The organism is Mesorhizobium sp. M0174 (assembly GCF_040322275.1).
In the GTDB taxonomy this organism is placed as follows: Bacteria; Pseudomonadota; Alphaproteobacteria; order Rhizobiales; family Rhizobiaceae; genus Mesorhizobium.
Genome location: NZ_JAMYTB010000005.1, coordinates 141,575 through 155,994 on the forward strand (window position 1 = coordinate 141,575; position 14,420 = coordinate 155,994).

At 62.1% G+C, this 14,420-nt stretch carries 15 protein-coding genes; 3 read left to right on the forward strand and 12 right to left on the reverse strand.

The window, feature by feature from the left end; genetic code table 11:
* Positions 1-29: 29 nt before the first annotated feature.
* From NKJ13_RS12795 to xylF, 3 genes are all read right to left on the reverse strand, one after another.
* A complete protein-coding gene (locus tag NKJ13_RS12795) occupies positions 30-830 on the reverse strand; it encodes an ATP-binding cassette domain-containing protein (protein ID WP_254816576.1) in 801 nt (266 codons plus the stop codon).
* 15 nt (positions 831-845) lie between these two features.
* Entirely contained in the window at positions 846-2,210 is a 1,365-nt protein-coding gene (locus tag NKJ13_RS12800) for a sugar ABC transporter permease (RefSeq protein ID WP_352476199.1), read from the reverse strand.
* Positions 2,211-2,352: 142 nt separating this feature from the next.
* The gene (gene xylF / locus NKJ13_RS12805; RefSeq protein ID WP_352505024.1) at positions 2,353-3,393 is read right to left on the reverse strand and encodes a D-xylose ABC transporter substrate-binding protein; all 1,041 of its coding nucleotides are present in this window, start codon (positions 3,391-3,393) and stop codon (positions 2,353-2,355) included.
* 285 nt (positions 3,394-3,678) lie between these two features.
* On the opposite strand from xylF, the gene NKJ13_RS12810 reads away from it, so the two are divergent.
* A complete protein-coding gene (locus tag NKJ13_RS12810; protein ID WP_352739577.1) occupies positions 3,679-4,923 on the forward strand; it encodes an ROK family protein in 1,245 nt (414 codons plus the stop codon).
* A gap of 9 nt (positions 4,924-4,932) precedes the next feature.
* Here NKJ13_RS12810 and phoB read toward each other — a convergent pair whose 3' ends face one another.
* Genes phoB through pstS form a run of 6 tightly spaced genes read right to left on the reverse strand, consistent with a single transcriptional unit; the run spans position 4,933 to position 10,141 of the window.
* Positions 4,933-5,622: a phosphate regulon transcriptional regulator PhoB gene (gene phoB, locus NKJ13_RS12815; protein ID WP_031212149.1), complete on the reverse strand. Its 690-nt coding sequence runs from the start codon at positions 5,620-5,622 to the stop codon at positions 4,933-4,935.
* A 16-nt stretch (positions 5,623-5,638) separates the two neighbouring features.
* Complete coding sequence (gene phoU / locus NKJ13_RS12820) at positions 5,639-6,346, reverse strand: phosphate signaling complex protein PhoU (RefSeq protein WP_254816572.1); 708 nt, start codon at positions 6,344-6,346, stop codon at positions 5,639-5,641.
* 32 nt (positions 6,347-6,378) lie between these two features.
* Positions 6,379-7,182 carry a phosphate ABC transporter ATP-binding protein PstB gene (pstB, locus tag NKJ13_RS12825; RefSeq protein ID WP_254816571.1) on the reverse strand — a complete coding sequence of 268 codons (804 nt, stop codon included), beginning with the start codon at positions 7,180-7,182 and terminating at the stop codon, positions 6,379-6,381.
* Entirely contained in the window at positions 7,179-8,030 is an 852-nt protein-coding gene (pstA, locus tag NKJ13_RS12830) for a phosphate ABC transporter permease PstA (RefSeq protein ID WP_023720929.1), read from the reverse strand. The genes pstB and pstA overlap by 4 nt, the downstream gene beginning before the upstream one ends.
* 3 nt (positions 8,031-8,033) lie before the next feature.
* Positions 8,034-9,023, reverse strand: a complete 990-nt coding sequence (gene pstC / locus NKJ13_RS12835) for a phosphate ABC transporter permease subunit PstC (protein WP_254816570.1) — start codon at positions 9,021-9,023, stop codon at positions 8,034-8,036.
* Positions 9,024-9,082: 59 nt separating this feature from the next.
* Positions 9,083-10,141 carry a phosphate ABC transporter substrate-binding protein PstS gene (gene pstS, locus NKJ13_RS12840; protein ID WP_352704327.1) on the reverse strand — a complete coding sequence of 353 codons (1,059 nt, stop codon included), beginning with the start codon at positions 10,139-10,141 and terminating at the stop codon, positions 9,083-9,085.
* Positions 10,142-10,794: 653 nt separating this feature from the next.
* Between pstS and NKJ13_RS12845 the strand changes: the two genes are divergently transcribed.
* Positions 10,795-11,148: a hypothetical protein gene (locus NKJ13_RS12845; RefSeq protein WP_254816568.1), complete on the forward strand. Its 354-nt coding sequence runs from the start codon at positions 10,795-10,797 to the stop codon at positions 11,146-11,148.
* 84 nt (positions 11,149-11,232) lie between these two features.
* Here NKJ13_RS12845 and NKJ13_RS12850 read toward each other — a convergent pair whose 3' ends face one another.
* On the reverse strand, positions 11,233-12,204 hold the full coding sequence (locus NKJ13_RS12850; protein WP_352687312.1) for a DUF2865 domain-containing protein: 972 nt from the start codon (positions 12,202-12,204) through the stop codon (positions 11,233-11,235).
* A gap of 326 nt (positions 12,205-12,530) precedes the next feature.
* Here NKJ13_RS12850 and NKJ13_RS12855 point away from each other — a divergent pair, with 326 nt between their 5' ends.
* On the forward strand, positions 12,531-12,746 hold the full coding sequence (locus NKJ13_RS12855) for a hypothetical protein (protein ID WP_254816566.1): 216 nt from the start codon (positions 12,531-12,533) through the stop codon (positions 12,744-12,746).
* A 34-nt stretch (positions 12,747-12,780) separates the two neighbouring features.
* Here the strand turns inward: NKJ13_RS12855 and tolA are convergent, their stop codons facing one another.
* Both tolA and NKJ13_RS12865 read right to left on the reverse strand, forming a co-directional pair.
* Complete coding sequence (tolA, locus tag NKJ13_RS12860) at positions 12,781-13,185, reverse strand: cell envelope integrity protein TolA (RefSeq protein ID WP_254816565.1); 405 nt, start codon at positions 13,183-13,185, stop codon at positions 12,781-12,783.
* A 359-nt stretch (positions 13,186-13,544) separates the two neighbouring features.
* Complete coding sequence (locus NKJ13_RS12865; RefSeq protein WP_352687310.1) at positions 13,545-14,408, reverse strand: glutathione S-transferase family protein; 864 nt, start codon at positions 14,406-14,408, stop codon at positions 13,545-13,547.
* Between the last annotated feature and the right edge of the window lie 12 nt (positions 14,409-14,420).

Genomic DNA, 14,420 nt, shown 5'->3' on the forward strand with positions numbered 1-14,420 from the left:
CGGCTTGTGATTAGCCGGCTAATTCTCGTTCATGCGGCGATCTTCAGCGCGCCCGGCCCCGGAATGGCGCCGGGTGGGCACTTGCCGAGGATGATCATGCCGAGCACTTCGTCCTGGGTGACGTCGGTTGTGCGCGCCGTGCCGACAACCCGACCGTTCTTCATGACGCAGACACGGTCGGCAAGCTCGAACACGTCGTGAATATCATGGCTGATCAGGAAGATGCCGATGCCGTCGGCCTTGAGCTGCTTGACCAGTTCGCCGACCTGCGCCGTCTCTTGCGGCCCGAGTGCCGCCGTCGGCTCGTCCATGATCAGAATGCGAGCATTGAACAGGATGGCGCGGGCGATCGCCACCGACTGCCGCTGCCCGCCCGAAAGCTTTACCACCGGCTCCTTGAAGCGTTGGAAACGCGGATTGAGCCTGCCCATCACCTTGCGCGCCTCGGCCTCCATGGCGACGTCGTCGAGCGTACCCCAGCCGGTCATCAGCTCGCGGCCGAGAAAAAGGTTGGCGGCCGCATCGACATTGTCGGCCAGCGCCAGCGTCTGATAGATCGTCTCGATGCCGTACTTCTTGGCGTCGCGAGGGTTGGAGATCGAAGCCTCCTCGCCGTTGACGAAAATCTGGCCCGCATCGCGCTTGTAGGCGCCGGACAGGATTTTTATCAACGTCGATTTGCCGGCACCGTTGTGGCCGAGCAAAGCCATCACCTCGCCCGGGAAAAGATCGACCGAGGCATCGTCGACGGCGCGAATGCCGCCGAAGGCGATCGAGATGTTGCGCATGTCGATCAGCGGCGTGCCCGTGGGAGCGGTCTTGTCGGCCATGATCGTTCCTCCTCCCTAAACGCGTTTGCGATAGACGGTATCGAGCCAGACCGCGAGCACCAGCACGGCACCGACGACGATGCTCTGCAGCGGTGAATCGATGCCGAGCAGCACCATGCCGGATTGCAGCGACTGCATCAAAAGGGCGCCGAGCATGGCGCCGAGCACCGTGCCGGAGCCGCCTGCAAGTGACGTGCCGCCGATGACCGCGGCGGCGATGACCAGCAGTTCGTCTAGCGTGCCCAGCGCATTGGTCGACGAGTTCTGCCTGGCTGACGAGATCGCCGCGGCGATCGTTGCCAGCACGCCCATGATCATGAACACCTTCATGGTCACCCAACGCGTGTTGATACCGGCAAGGTTGGCGGCTTCCGGATTGCCGCCGATAGCGAAGACATAGCGGCCGAAACGGGTACGCTTGGTGATGAAGGTCATGATCAGCCCGACCGCCACAGCCATCAGCACGGGTATGGCGATGCCATGGGCGATGAACAGCCCGCCTTCGGGAACTGTTATATTGTTGGCCGCCGCGTATCTGTTCACGATGCCGACCGGCCAAGGATAGGAATTGGCGAGCCATATGGCGCCCATGATGACAGCGCAGGTGAGGACACCGAGGAACGTCTCGGCCCAGATCGGGCGCAACGGAAAGCGGAACCGCTTGCGCTGCACCCGTCCGTTGAGCAGCATGAACACAACCGCCAGGCACGCGATAATTCCGACGATCCAGCTCCATCGCGCGCCGATCGAACCCGCCGGCCCACCGCCCATCAGCTGGAACGTGGCATCAAGCGGCGCAATCGTCTGACCGCTGGCGACCCACCATGCGGCACCCCGCCAGACCAGAAGGCCGCCCAGCGTCACGATGAAGGCCGGCACCTCGAGATAAGCGATGATGTATCCCTGGAACGCTCCGATCAGAAGGCCGAGCGCCAGGCCAATGGCCAGCGCCAGGATCCAGATCCAGGGGTTGCCGAGTTGCAGACCGATCATTCGCACCAGGAAATGCACCTGCGCAAAGCCCATGACCACGCCGATCAGGCCTTCGGCGGAACCGACCGACAGGTCGATATTGCGCATGACGATAACCAGCACCATTCCGGCGGCCATTATGGCCACGGCGGAAGTCTGCACCGAGAGGTTCCAGAGATTGCGTGGCGTCAGGAAGGTCCGGCTGTCGAAGTCGAACGGATTGACGCCGAGCCGTACGCTGGAAACGACATGCAGGCCGATCCAGATGACCAACAGCGCGCCGACCATGCCGAGCATGCGGGTGTCGATCTCGGTTGCCTTGAGAAATCGGGCAACGATGCCGAGCTCGGATTCCCGCGCCCGGTCTGCCGTGCTGTCGACCGGCGTGTTGGAAGTCGTGTCGGTCATGATGTTTCTCCCGCCGGGTTGCCGTCTGCCGCGGATGCCGGAAGCAGCCTAGAAGTTATCCGCCGGAAGCGGAAAAACAATTCTTTTTGAAAAAACGCCGCGGCGAGCGGCCGCGGCGTTCGGGCTTCTCGGAAACGTCGGCTCAGTTGCAGACCGCAACAGTGCCAGCCGCCACGCCGGCGCAGACCTCTTCTTTCTTGATCCAGCCGGCGTCGATGACGACGTTGAGGTTATCCTTGGTGATGGCGACCGGAGTCAGGAACAGCGACTTGACCGTGTTGCCGCCGGGCGTGGTGAAATCCTTCACGCCGGCAATGTCGGTCATCTGCTTGCCGTCGGCAAGCTGCGAGGCGATCTCGGCGGCGTTCTTACCGAGCTCGCGCGCGTCCTTCCACACCGACACGGTCTGTGTGCCAAGCGCGATGCGGTTCAGTGCGGCGTGGTCGCCGTCCTGGCCCGAGACCGGAACCGATCCGGCCAGCCCTTGCGCCGTCAGCGCGGCGACGACGCCACCGGCGGTGCCGTCATTGGCCGCGACCACGGCATCGACCTTGTTGTCGTTGGCGGTCAGGAACTGTTCCATGTTCTTCTGAGCGTTGGCCGGCAGCCAGCCGTCCGTATAGGCCTCGCCGACATTCTTGATCTTGCCGCTGTCGATGGCCTCCTTCAGCACCTCCATCGAACCGGCAAACAGGAAATCGGCATTCGGATCGGAACCCGAACCCTTGATGAAGACGTAGTTGCCTTCCGGCTTCACCTTGAAGACTTCGCGGGCCTGCATGCGGCCGACTTCCTTGTTGTCGAAGGTCAGATAGAACACGTCCTTGTTCTCGATCAGCCGGTCATAGCCGACGACCGGGATGCCTTCGTCCAGTGCCTTCTGCACGGCCGGCCCGATGGCCGAGGCATCCTGTGCCAGGATGATCAGCGCATTGGCACCCTGCGAGATCAGGCTCTCGACGTCGGTGAGCTGCTTGCCGGGGTTGGACTGTGCGTCGGCGGAAATATACTTGTCGCCGGCGGCCTCGATGGCCGCCTTCATTGCGGCCTCGTCGGTCTTCCAGCGCTCTTCCTGGAAGTTCGACCAGGAAACGCCGATGACCTTGTCTTTCGCCTGCGCCACCGACGCCAGCGCCAGCGTCATGGCGACACCCGCCAGAATGGCGGTCGTGAATTTCTTCATCATATCCTCCCTGCGCCGCGTACGGCGTGACCAATTGGCTCAAAGACCAGCTTAGAAGCTCTAATTTTTTCGAGCCTCGAAAAAATACTGGCCCGATCTCCGGCTGCTGTCAACATCGATTCTGATGGATTTTGATGACTGTGCGAGTTTTTTCGAGCGTCGGAATAAACGATGACAGCGCCACCTGCATCTGACACTATTTGCCGCATCCGACACTATTTGTCGGACATTACCGACGGCTTCCGGTTCATGAGCGGCCGCGGCAACCGGGAGGAAAGCAAAACGATGTCGGTCGGAATCCGCCATGACGATTTGCGCCGGCGCAACCGGGCGATGGTGATCTCGGCGGTGCGCCGGGCCGGCCAGCCATCGCGTACGGAGATCGCAGCCACCACCGGCCTCAGTCATTCAACCATATCGGCGATCTCCTCCGACCTGATACGGGAAGGCATCCTCGCCGAGAGCAAGGCAAGTGAGCCCGTTTCGTTGAAACGCGGTCGTCCACAGGTCGGCCTCGCCCTCAACCCGGAAGCGGCGGCGGTGCTGACCGTGGTGTTGTCACTGAATTTCCTGTCGGCCGCCATTATCGACTATGCGGGACAGGTGGTCGCCGAGGAACAGCGCCGGCTGGACACGCTGACCATGCCGCGCGACGAGCTGATCCGCGAATGCATGGCCATCGTCCGGCGCCGGCTTGAGGACCCAGACCTTGACGTCCGCAGTGTCGCCCGCATCGCCCTGGCGATTCAGGGCATTACCGACTCCCCTGCACGCGCCATGCTGTGGTCGCCGATCACGCCGCAGACCGACATCGCCTTTGCCGACATGCTGGAGGACGAATTCGGCATCCCGGCCACGGTGGAGAACGACTGCAATATGATGGCGGTGGCTTTGCGCTGGCGCAATCCGGATCGCTATCGCGACGACTTCATCGCCATCCTGCTTTCGCATGGCATCGGTATGGGGCTTGTGCTGAAGGGCGAACTGTTCACCGGGACGCATTCCTCGGGCGGCGAATTTGGCCACATGATCCATCGTCCGGGCGGCGCGCTCTGCCGTTGCGGGCGGCGCGGCTGCATCGAAGCCTATGCCGGCAACTATGCCATCTGGCGCAACGCCAGGCAGATGAGCGAAGACAGCGAACCTATCGCCGACGTCAGCGACGCCGACATGCGCGCGCTGGCCGCCCGCGCGCGCGAGAAGGATGGGCCGGAACGCGAGGCCTACCGCAAGGCCGGCGAAGCGCTGGGTTTCGGTCTCGGCTCGCTGTTCGCGCTGATCGATCCGGCACCGGTCGCGATGGTCGGCGCCAGTGCCGCTGCCTTCGATCTGATCGAGCCGGCCTTGCGCAAGGCAATCGCCCAGACCGCCGGCGGCCAGCACTCGGGCTCGATCTCCTTCGATACCGAGCCGAACGAATTGCCGCTGATCCGCGAAGGCTGCGCGATGCGGGCGTTAAGCTTCGTCGACCAGGAGATTTTCGCGCCGGGCGCGCAAATGAGGCCCGGCGTCAGAAAGAACGTCGCCTGACCAGGCGGGTCAATCTTCCCTGATCGCATAGCCGGCACCGCGGATGGTGCGGATGACATCCGGCATGCGGCCGTTATTGACGGCTTTGCGCAGCCGCCCGACATGGACGTCGACGGTGCGTTCGTCGATGTAGATCGTCTCGCCCCAGACATTATCGAGCAACTGGCTACGCGAGAAGACGCGGCCCGGATGCCGCATCATGAACTCGAGCAGTCGGAATTCGGTCGGCCCGAGCCGGATCTCGCTCTTCTTGCGATAGACCCTGTGCGATTCGCGATCGAGCACGATGTCGCCGACCTTCAACACGCTGGACAGCACTTCCGGCTTGGCGCGCCGCAGCAGCGCCTTGACCCTGGCCATGAATTCCGGCGTCGAAAACGGTTTGACCAGATAGTCGTCGGCGCCGGTCGAAAGACCGCGCACCCGGTCGCTCTCCTCGCCGCGCGCGGTCAGCATGATGATCGGCAGCCGCTCGGTTTCGGGGCGCACGCGCAACCTGCGGCAGAGCTCGATGCCGGAAACCGCCGGTATCATCCAGTCGAGCACCAGAAGGTCGGGCACATTTTCCTGCAAACGGATCTCGGCTTCGTCGCCGCGTGTCACCACCTCGACCTGGTAGCCTTCGGATTCGAGATTGTAGCGGAGCAGCACGCCCAACGGCTCCTCGTCCTCCACCACCATTATGCGTGGTGCGATCATCGGCTGGGCACCCCCATCATGTCACCGGCGCGGACATTGTCGTTTCGTCCTGCTTCGGACGATTGACGGGCAATTGCTCGCCGGTCAGCACATAATACGCATTCTCGGCGATGTTGGTGACATGGTCGCCGATCCGCTCGAGATTCTTGGCGCAGAACAGCAGATGCGTGCAAGCGGTGATGTTGCGCGGATCTTCCATCATGTAGGTTAACAGCTCGCGGAACACGGACGTGTATTTGACGTCGATACGCTCGTCGGCGGCGCGCAGCTTGGCCAACGCGGCCGCATCGCCTGCGGCATATTCCTCGATGACGCCCTGCACTTGGATGAGCACCAGCTGCGCCATCGCATCGATGGAATGCGATAGGTCGCGCGGCGTGACGCTGAGGCCGACCGCGCTCACACGCTTGGCGATATTCTTGGCAAGGTCGCCGATGCGTTCGAGGTCGCCGGCCATGCGGATCGCTCCGACGACATGGCGCAGATCGTGAGCCATTGGCTGGCGCTTGGCGATCAGGGTGATGGCGCGATCGTCCAGTTCGCGTTGACGCGCGTCCATGATGGCGTCGTCGGAGACGACGCGCTGCGCCAGCACGTTGTCGGAATTCAACAGGGCCTTGGTCGCCCCGCCGACCATCGAACCGGCGAGGTCGGCCATGTCGCGGATCAGCTTACTGATCTGCTCGAGATCCTCGTCGAAAGAAGCGACTGTGTGTTCGCCCATGGTCCTGTCCTCATATGCATGATCGGAACGGCTCAGCCGAAGCGGCCGGTGATGTAGTCCTGCGTGCGCTTCTCGCGGGGCGATGTGAAGATCTTCTCAGTCCGGTCGAACTCGACCAGTTCACCCAGATACATGAAGGCGGTCTGGCGCGACACGCGCGCCGCTTGCTGCATGTTGTGGGTGACGATGACGATCGTGTAGTCGGCTTGCAACTCGTCGATCAGTTCCTCGATCTTGGCCGTCGACAGCGGGTCGAGGGCCGAAGCCGGTTCGTCGAGCAGAATGACTTCCGGCTTCACTGCCACGGTGCGCGCGATGCAGAGCCGCTGCTGCTGGCCACCGGACAGGCTCAACCCGCTGGCGTTTAGCTTGTCCTTGACCTCGCTCCACAGCGCGGCCCGCTTCAACGCTTGCTCGACGCGGCCGTCCATCTCGGACTTGCCGAGATTCTCGTAGAGCCTGACGCCGAATGCTATGTTCTCGTAGATCGACATCGGGAACGGCGTCGGCTTCTGGAACACCATGCCGATCTTTGTCCTGAGGAGGTTGAGATCCTGCGACCGGTCGAGAATGTTCTTGCCGTCGAGCAGCACCTGGCCCTCGGCGGTCTGTTTCGGGTAGAGCTCGTAGATGCGGTTGAAGACGCGCAGCAGCGTCGATTTCCCGCAACCCGAAGGGCCGATGAAGGCTGTGACGCTGCGCTCGGGCAGCGACAGGCTGATGTCCTTCAGCGCCTTACTCTGGCCGTAGTAGAAGTTGAGGTTCTTGACCTCGATCTTCGTCTTCTCGGTGACCGTTTCGGTCATCGTCATGTCTGGGGACAACATCTGTGTCATCTGTCCTCTCTGCGTCCGGTAAGGCTGCGGGCGAGGATGCTCAAGCCCAGAACCGTCAGGGTGATTATGAGTGCGCCGGTCCACGCCAGTTGCTGCCATTCCTCGTAAGGGCTGAGAGCGAACTGGAAGATGGTCACCGGCAGGCTGGCCATCGGCGCGTTGATATTGCTGCTCCAGAACTGGTTGTTGAGCGCGGTGAAAAGCAGCGGCGCCGTCTCGCCGGAAATGCGTGCTATCGCCAGCAATATGCCGGTGACGATGCCGGACAATGCGGCGCGGTAGGCGACCGAACGGATCACCACCCAGCGTGGCGCGCCGATCGCGGCACCGGCTTCACGCAACGCGTTCGGCACCAGGTTGAGCATGTCTTCAGTGGTGCGCACGACCACCGGAATGACCAGGATGGCAAGCGCCACGGCGCCGGCAATGGCCGAGAAATGTCCCATTGGCCGCACCATCAATTCATAGACGAACAAGCCGATGATGATCGACGGCGCCGACAACAGGATGTCGTTGATGAAGCGGACGACGGTGGTGATGCGCGAAAAGCGTCCATACTCGGCCATGTAGGTTCCCGCCAGCACGCCGATCGGCGTGCCGACGACAACGGCGATGATCGTCATCAGCAGGCTGCCCGCGATGGCATTGAGCAGGCCGCCGGCTTCGCCCGGTGGTGGCGTCATCTCGGTGAAGACCGCGAACGAAAGCCCGGCTGTGCCCTTATAGACCAACGCACCGAGAATGAGCGCCAGCCAGGCAAGTCCGATGCCGGCGGCGACGACGCAAAGCGCCATCATCACCGAATTCCTGGCTTTGCGGCGGCTGTGGAGCGATGAGGATGTCGACATCGGTCAGGCTCCCGTACGGGCGTCGATCCGCATCAGCATATAGCGGGCGGCGGCAAGGATCAGGAAGGTGATGACGAACAGGATCAGGCCGAGCGCGACCAGCGAGGAGGTGTAGAGGTCGCCGTCGGCCTCGGTAAATTCATTGGCGATGGTCGCCGAGATCGTCGTGCCCGGTGCGAACAGGGAGGCACTGATGCGATGCGCGTTGCCGATGACGAAAGTCACCGCCATGGTTTCGCCGAGTGCCCGGCCGAGGCCAAGCATGACGCCGCCCATGATGCCGATGCGGGTATAGGGAATGACCACGCGCCGGGTCACTTCCCAGGTCGTGCAACCGATGCCGTAGGCCGATTCCTTCAGCACCGCCGGCACCGTATCGAAGACATCCTTGGTGATCGAGGTGATGAAGGGCAACACCATTATGGCGAGGATCAGCGCCGAGGTCAGAAGGCCGATGCCGTAAGGAGGGCCGGCGAAAAGGCTGGATAGTCCCGGCACGCCGTGGAAGATGTTGATGATGAAGGGCTGTATCGTCGTCTGCAGGAATGGCGCGAACACGAACAGGCCCCAGATACCATAGATGATCGAGGGAATGCCGGCCAATAGCTCGACCGCTATGCCGATCGGGCGCCTGAGCGGGCGCGGGCAGAGCTCGGTGAGAAAGATCGCAATGCCGATGCCGATCGGAACCGCGATCAGGATGGCGATGGCCGCCGTCACCAGGGTGCCGTAGATCGGCGCCAGTGCGCCAAATTTTTCCGTGACCGGATTCCAGCTCTCAGTCGTCAGGAAAGAAAAGCCGAAGGACGACAGCGCCTGCCATGAGCCGGCAAACAGCGAGATCGCGACACCGCCGAGGATGACCAGCACAAGGATTGCGGAAGCGCGGGTGAGTCCGCGAAATATGGCATCTGTGAGCGCGAAGCGCCGCACCGTAGCGTCCCTGGCCCGGGCTGCTGCAGATGATGGCATGGCATCGGAAGCGATGGTCATTGGGTCCTCGCGATTAAAGGCAACAGGGAGGGCGCCGTCGACGCCCTCCCTGGAGGAGATTACATAGCCGAGTAGAGCGGCTTGCCATCGTCGCCGACGACTTCCTTGGCCCACATGGCCTTGACGCTCTCAACCACCTTGTCGGGCATCGGAACGTAGTCCAGCTCGCCGGCCATCTCGTCGCCCTTGTCATACGCCCAGGCGAAGAATTTGAGCGCTTCGCCGGTGGTCGCGGCGTCGTCCGGCTTCTTATACAGGAGGATCCACGTCGCCGCCGTCATCGGCCAGGACTCGGCGCCCGGCTCATTGGCGAGGATCACCCCATAGCCCGGCTGCGAGCTCCAGTCGGCATTGGCCGCTGCCGCCGAGAACGCGGCTGCGGTGGGCTCGACCTTCTTGCCGTCCTTGTTGATCATGTCGGTGTGGGTGAGCTTGTTCTGCTTGGCGTAGGCGTATTCGACATAACCGATCGCGCCGCCGGTCTGGGAGACGTTGTTGGCAACGCCCTCATTGCCTTTGGCGCCGATGCCGACCGGCCATTCCACGGCCTTGTCGACGCCGACCTTTTCTTTCCAGTCCGCGCTGACGTCGCCGAGGTAGTATGTGAAGTTGAACGTCGTGCCCGAACCATCGGAACGGTGAACGACCGCGATCGCCTGCGAAGGCAGCTTGACGTCGGGATTGAGCTTCTTGATCGCCTCGTCATCCCAGCTCGTGATCTTGCCGAGGAAGATGTCGGCCAGCGTCGGGCCGTCGAGAACCAACTCGCCCGGCTTGAGGCCTTCGAGGTTGACGACCGGAACGATGCCGCCCATCACCATCGGGAACTGAGCCAGTCCGGACGCTTCAAGCTCGTCGCCCTTGAGCGGCGCATCCGAAGCGCCGAAGGTAACGGTCTTGGCCTTGATCTGCTTGATGCCGCCGCCGGAACCGATCGACTGGTAGTTGAGGCCAACGCCGGTGTCTTTCTTGTAGGTGTCGGCCCACTTCGCATAGATCGGGTAGGGGAAGGTGGCGCCGGCGCCGGAGATGTCCGCGGCGAGCGCGGCGGACAGGGTGAGGGTGGTCGTCGCCGCCATTGCAATCGCAACGGCCGCCGAGCGGATGAAATGTCTCATGTGGCCTGCTCCTGTTCGGAATATGGTCTCTCGGCGCCATTCCTCCGGCGCCCGCTGAGGCCAATAGCCCCCGATTATTACAGTCGCATGACAGTTTCATGTCGCTCCGGTAACGTCGTCCAGCCGGGTTAAGAAGGAGCGGCCGCGGGCTTTGTCGGCATGGGCCGCGGTTTGCCGCTGGAATCAGCAGCTTGCGTGATTTCCGGCCGGCATCGTCGGCTCGGCGATCGCAGCCACCGGCTTTAAAAGAAAAAAACCGGACGGGAGCGCGTTGCATGCAGCCAGAACGTGTCATGGCCGCGCCATCGCCGAAACAGGTCCGTTGGGGTAAATCTGACCCTGTTTCTTGCCGGCGGTCGCTGCTCCCGCCCGTAACTGGAGGAGCGGAACTTCGAACATCCCATTGTCGCCACTGAGCGCGGCTTTGGTATGGTGCGATCGCACCATGGCCTTACGCTGGAAGCGTTGACGAATCGCAAGTTTCTAACTCGCGCTGGATCCCCATTCGCGCCCGACTCGGCGCTCGATCTTCGAGCAAGGCCTTCGACGGGAAGCGCGACGACTTCTACTTCACGGTATCTACTCCCTTCGCCCTATTCCGCCGGTTGTCGGTTAGGCCGAAGCGGCGTTATAAGCTTGCAGGGGTATTGCTGATGTCTCGACGGATTCTGCCTGTCTTCCTGTGCCTGGCGCTGCCTCTGGGAAGCGGCTGCGCTCGCAGCTATGACGGCACCGTGATCATTCCCAAGCCGCTCGATGTTCGCCGGTTCTGGGACCGGCCTTCGCCGCAGGCGCAAGCCGAACAGTCGCAACTGGAGACCGACGTCTTTCCAGTGGCGCCGCAAACGACGAAAAGGCCGGCGATGCGCAGGAATGCAGCTTCCGTTGCAGCGCCACGGAGGAGGGCCACCAACAACCCACCCGTGCTGTCGCCGGAGCCGACGAAGGCGCTAACTTGCAGGAACGTCAGCGAGCCCGGCAAACGTGCCCGCATGGTCTGCGAATAACCAGCCGACGTCGGTCGACGGCCCTACGCCTCGAAGCGGCTATCCGGTCAAAAGTTCGCCGTCTCGGAACATCGCCCGCCTGAATCAGTCCGCCGGGAAAAAGGCCGGCCCGACCACTCTCACCGGCCGCGCGCCGATCGCCGTTTCGATCGGCTGATGCTGGGCGGCGCCTTGCACCTCGGCAACAGGCGTTTTTGCCTCTGCGGGAACGGCACCGGCGGTTTCGATCCCGGATTCAGGAATTTCCGCGACGATGCCAAAATCCGGCTTTGCCGTCGGCAAGGGAATGATGGCGTTGGTCATGTTGGCCGGTGTCACGGTTCGTGCCCTGAGTTCGGCGACGCGCCGATAATAGCGCTTGACGTCGCAGGCCTTGAAGTTCGCGTCGTCGCGGTACCGGAACGCGGCAGGTAGCTCCACATAGGGTTTTCCCGACTGGAGCGCGACCATCTCTTCAGTCTCGCGAGTGGCGTCGCTCAGCGTGTAGAGGTCGACGCCGGCATCGTCGCAGATATAGCGGCACTGATCGACCGTTTCCTTCAGATCGTCGCTCTTGGCGAACTGCGATTTTGGCGCGGGGAAGAAATATCCGTCCGACAAGCGAACGCAAAACAGCATCCGATTGCCGCCCATTATTGTGCCTGCGAACTGGGGTTTGGGTGCTGTGCGCTGCTGCGCCGGCTGTTTCTTGGCAGCGGGGGCGGCGCAGCCCAGCGCGACAAACCTGGCCTTCAATCCGGACGTGTCCCTGCCCGAATTCGACAGTCTGGCGATCTGGCGTTGCACCTCCGCCTTGCTGGCGACCAGGTCGGCGCAGGGGTTGAAGAAGAAGCCGGCCGTTTTTGCCGTGCATCGGCGTTGTCTCTCCAGCTTTTGAAGCGCGGCGAGTTGCCGGCGCAGTCGGGCAAGCTCGGGGCTGGTCCCGCCGCTGCGCCCCGCCGAAAACAATTGGCTCCTGATAGCACCGCAGCTATCCGCGTAGGAGAAGGATGTCCCGAGCGCAATGGCTATTGCCGACACCAGCATCAGAATCGTGAGGAACCAGAAGCGTGTCATTGGAACGACCATTGTCCTTGTTGCACCGAGAACAGGATTTCTTTGTCGACTATGGATAAGTGCTGGCTAAATCAGTTATACCTAATTGAAGTAGACCACAACACCATCGGAGACTTCAGTTCTAGTGTAGTAAATCCACTCGCGTGAATTCAATATTACATTTTTATTTCAAGATTGAGACGAACCGGCAGCAACGACGCCCGCCACGGCGAAATTTGAAGCGCGCGGCTGGTTCCGCACCGCGATCAATCCGGCGTTGCCGGCCGGCCGTTGCTGAAACCTTAGCCCCAGGTTCGGCGTTGAGCGGCCAAAGGAGGAGACCGAAGATGTCGATCCACTTCACTGTCGCGGGGCTGACCAGGAATCTGTTCCATTCACTTGGGCTGGACCATGAACGCGCACCAAGGCCACTCGATCACGAGCAGAGGCTTTTGCTGGAGTGCTATCTCGCCGGCCAGATTCCGGAATCGGCCTGGAGCGACTATGTCTTCGAGATGCCGGAACTGGCGCGACATGTCGAGGCCAGACGAAGCCGCCACTAGATCCCGAAAAGTGGAATCCGGTTTTTGGAAAAGATCAAGGCGAAGCCTTCACTCGCGGTGCAGCCTGTTCTTGTTTGGGCGAGTTGAATTGCAGAGTGAACACCTTGCCCGGGATGCCTTGAGCCAGCGCCGGTGAAAAGCTCAACGGCAGGCAATGGTCCACGGCCGCGACCGCCGCGTCGACAAAAGCTTGGCGCGCCTTCTCCTCGCCGGCGACGCGGATGGCGGTCGGCTTGGGCCGGCCGATCAGCGTGCCATCGCGCCTGAAGCTGAAGCTCAGGGTGACGGTGGAATTCCCGGCATTCGCCGGAGGGGTCCAGCACGCTTGGATGGCAGCCCCGACCTCGGGCATGGTGTTGAGCGTCGCTGCATTCGATTGACCGGTTGCGCCCACCAGCATGGCGCCTGCAATCACGATCATTCCAGCAATGCTTTTCATGGCAGGGCCTCTGTCCTTGAACCGCCCTCGAGGACGGGACGAACTTCGATGGTAGGGCCGACGGCGGCGATGACAAGATGGCGGCGACGCGTTTCATCAGCCATGCAGGCGTCGTGAAACGCCGTCTGGCGCAACTTCGGCAGGGGCTGAAATAAGCAAAAGGCCGGCGCGCAGCCGACCTTTGCTTCCCATCCGCGCCAGTACATCCGTGGTCGCGGGCTGGAGGTGGATTCAGTAGAAAGGGTTTAGGTTAACGAAACCTTAAGCTCCCCACATCGTGCAAACAGGGGAGATTAAAAAAATCCCCAATTCATTACCGGCTCCTGCAGACGTGCGGACGACCGCTATTGGCATGTGCCTCAGGCGTTGGCCTGCGACCTCACATAGGCGATATAGCCGCGCACGTCGCCGGCCGGCTCGGCATAGGCCTTGCCGAGCTTCTTCTCGATCGCCGCCATATAGTCTTTTGCCCATTGGGGCAACGCATAGTCGATGACGGCGAGGAACTCGAGCGTCGCCGCCAGACGGATGTCGGCGATCGACGGGTCCTTGCCGCCGATGAACGGCTTGCCGTTCCTGAAGAAGGAGTGAAACACCTCCAGCGGCTCGGCTATCGCTTCTATAGCGGCCTTCTGGGCTTCCGACTTCTTGTCGGGATGAGCGTCGCTGTGCCCGACCTCGCCGGCATATTGCGGGAAATTCAGTGCAGGATAGGTGGCGCGCGCCACATAGGGGTAGAGCGTCCCGATCAGGTAGAACATGGCACTGTCGATCATTGCCCGCTTGGCCGGCGCCTTGGGATATAGTTTCTCCAGGCCGTGCTTGTTGGCGAGGTACTGCATGATGGCGCAGCTTTCCCACAAGACACCTCTCGGCAGGCCCTTGTCCTCGATCATCGGCGTCAAATGGGCCGGGTTTCGCGCCATGTATTCGGGCGAGCGCGTGAGGCCCCATACGTCGGTCTCGGAATGGTCGAGCCCGGCGGCGCGTGCAAACACCCGAACGCTCATATTGTTGACGCTCGGCTTCAGCATGCTGAGCGTGAGCGCCGGCTTTTTCGCCGGTTTCGCCTTGGCCTTCGCGGTCTTTTTGGTGGAGACTTTCGTCGCCGGCTTTGCCACTTTCGCCGCTGACTTGGCGGCGGCTTTGGCCGCCGGCTTCGCTCCTGGCCTGGCTGCCTTGGCCGCGGGCTTCTTTGCACTCATGGTTGCTGTCTTTGCCATTATATCCTCCCT

What these genes read in the sequence shown, in the direction of transcription:
- NKJ13_RS12865 (WP_352687310.1), bottom strand. Translation starts at nt 14,408, where the DNA reads ATGGCAAAGACAGCAACCATGAGTGCAAAGAAGCCCGCGGCCAAGGCA.
- tolA (WP_254816565.1), bottom strand. Translation starts at nt 13,185, where the DNA reads ATGAAAAGCATTGCTGGAATGATCGTGATTGCAGGCGCCATGCTGGTG.
- pstA (WP_023720929.1), bottom strand. Translation starts at nt 8,030, where the DNA reads ATGTCGACATCCTCATCGCTCCACAGCCGCCGCAAAGCCAGGAATTCG.
- NKJ13_RS12810 (WP_352739577.1), top strand. Translation starts at nt 3,679, where the DNA reads ATGTCGGTCGGAATCCGCCATGACGATTTGCGCCGGCGCAACCGGGCG.
- xylF (WP_352505024.1), bottom strand. Translation starts at nt 3,393, where the DNA reads ATGAAGAAATTCACGACCGCCATTCTGGCGGGTGTCGCCATGACGCTG.
- NKJ13_RS12855 (WP_254816566.1), top strand. Translation starts at nt 12,531, where the DNA reads ATGTCGATCCACTTCACTGTCGCGGGGCTGACCAGGAATCTGTTCCAT.
- phoU (WP_254816572.1), bottom strand. Translation starts at nt 6,346, where the DNA reads ATGGGCGAACACACAGTCGCTTCTTTCGACGAGGATCTCGAGCAGATC.
- pstC (WP_254816570.1), bottom strand. Translation starts at nt 9,023, where the DNA reads ATGACCATCGCTTCCGATGCCATGCCATCATCTGCAGCAGCCCGGGCC.
- NKJ13_RS12800 (WP_352476199.1), bottom strand. Translation starts at nt 2,210, where the DNA reads ATGACCGACACGACTTCCAACACGCCGGTCGACAGCACGGCAGACCGG.
- NKJ13_RS12795 (WP_254816576.1), bottom strand. Translation starts at nt 830, where the DNA reads ATGGCCGACAAGACCGCTCCCACGGGCACGCCGCTGATCGACATGCGC.
- pstB (WP_254816571.1), bottom strand. Translation starts at nt 7,182, where the DNA reads ATGACACAGATGTTGTCCCCAGACATGACGATGACCGAAACGGTCACC.
- phoB (WP_031212149.1), bottom strand. Translation starts at nt 5,622, where the DNA reads ATGATCGCACCACGCATAATGGTGGTGGAGGACGAGGAGCCGTTGGGC.
- NKJ13_RS12845 (WP_254816568.1), top strand. Translation starts at nt 10,795, where the DNA reads ATGTCTCGACGGATTCTGCCTGTCTTCCTGTGCCTGGCGCTGCCTCTG.
- pstS (WP_352704327.1), bottom strand. Translation starts at nt 10,141, where the DNA reads ATGAGACATTTCATCCGCTCGGCGGCCGTTGCGATTGCAATGGCGGCG.
- NKJ13_RS12850 (WP_352687312.1), bottom strand. Translation starts at nt 12,204, where the DNA reads ATGACACGCTTCTGGTTCCTCACGATTCTGATGCTGGTGTCGGCAATA.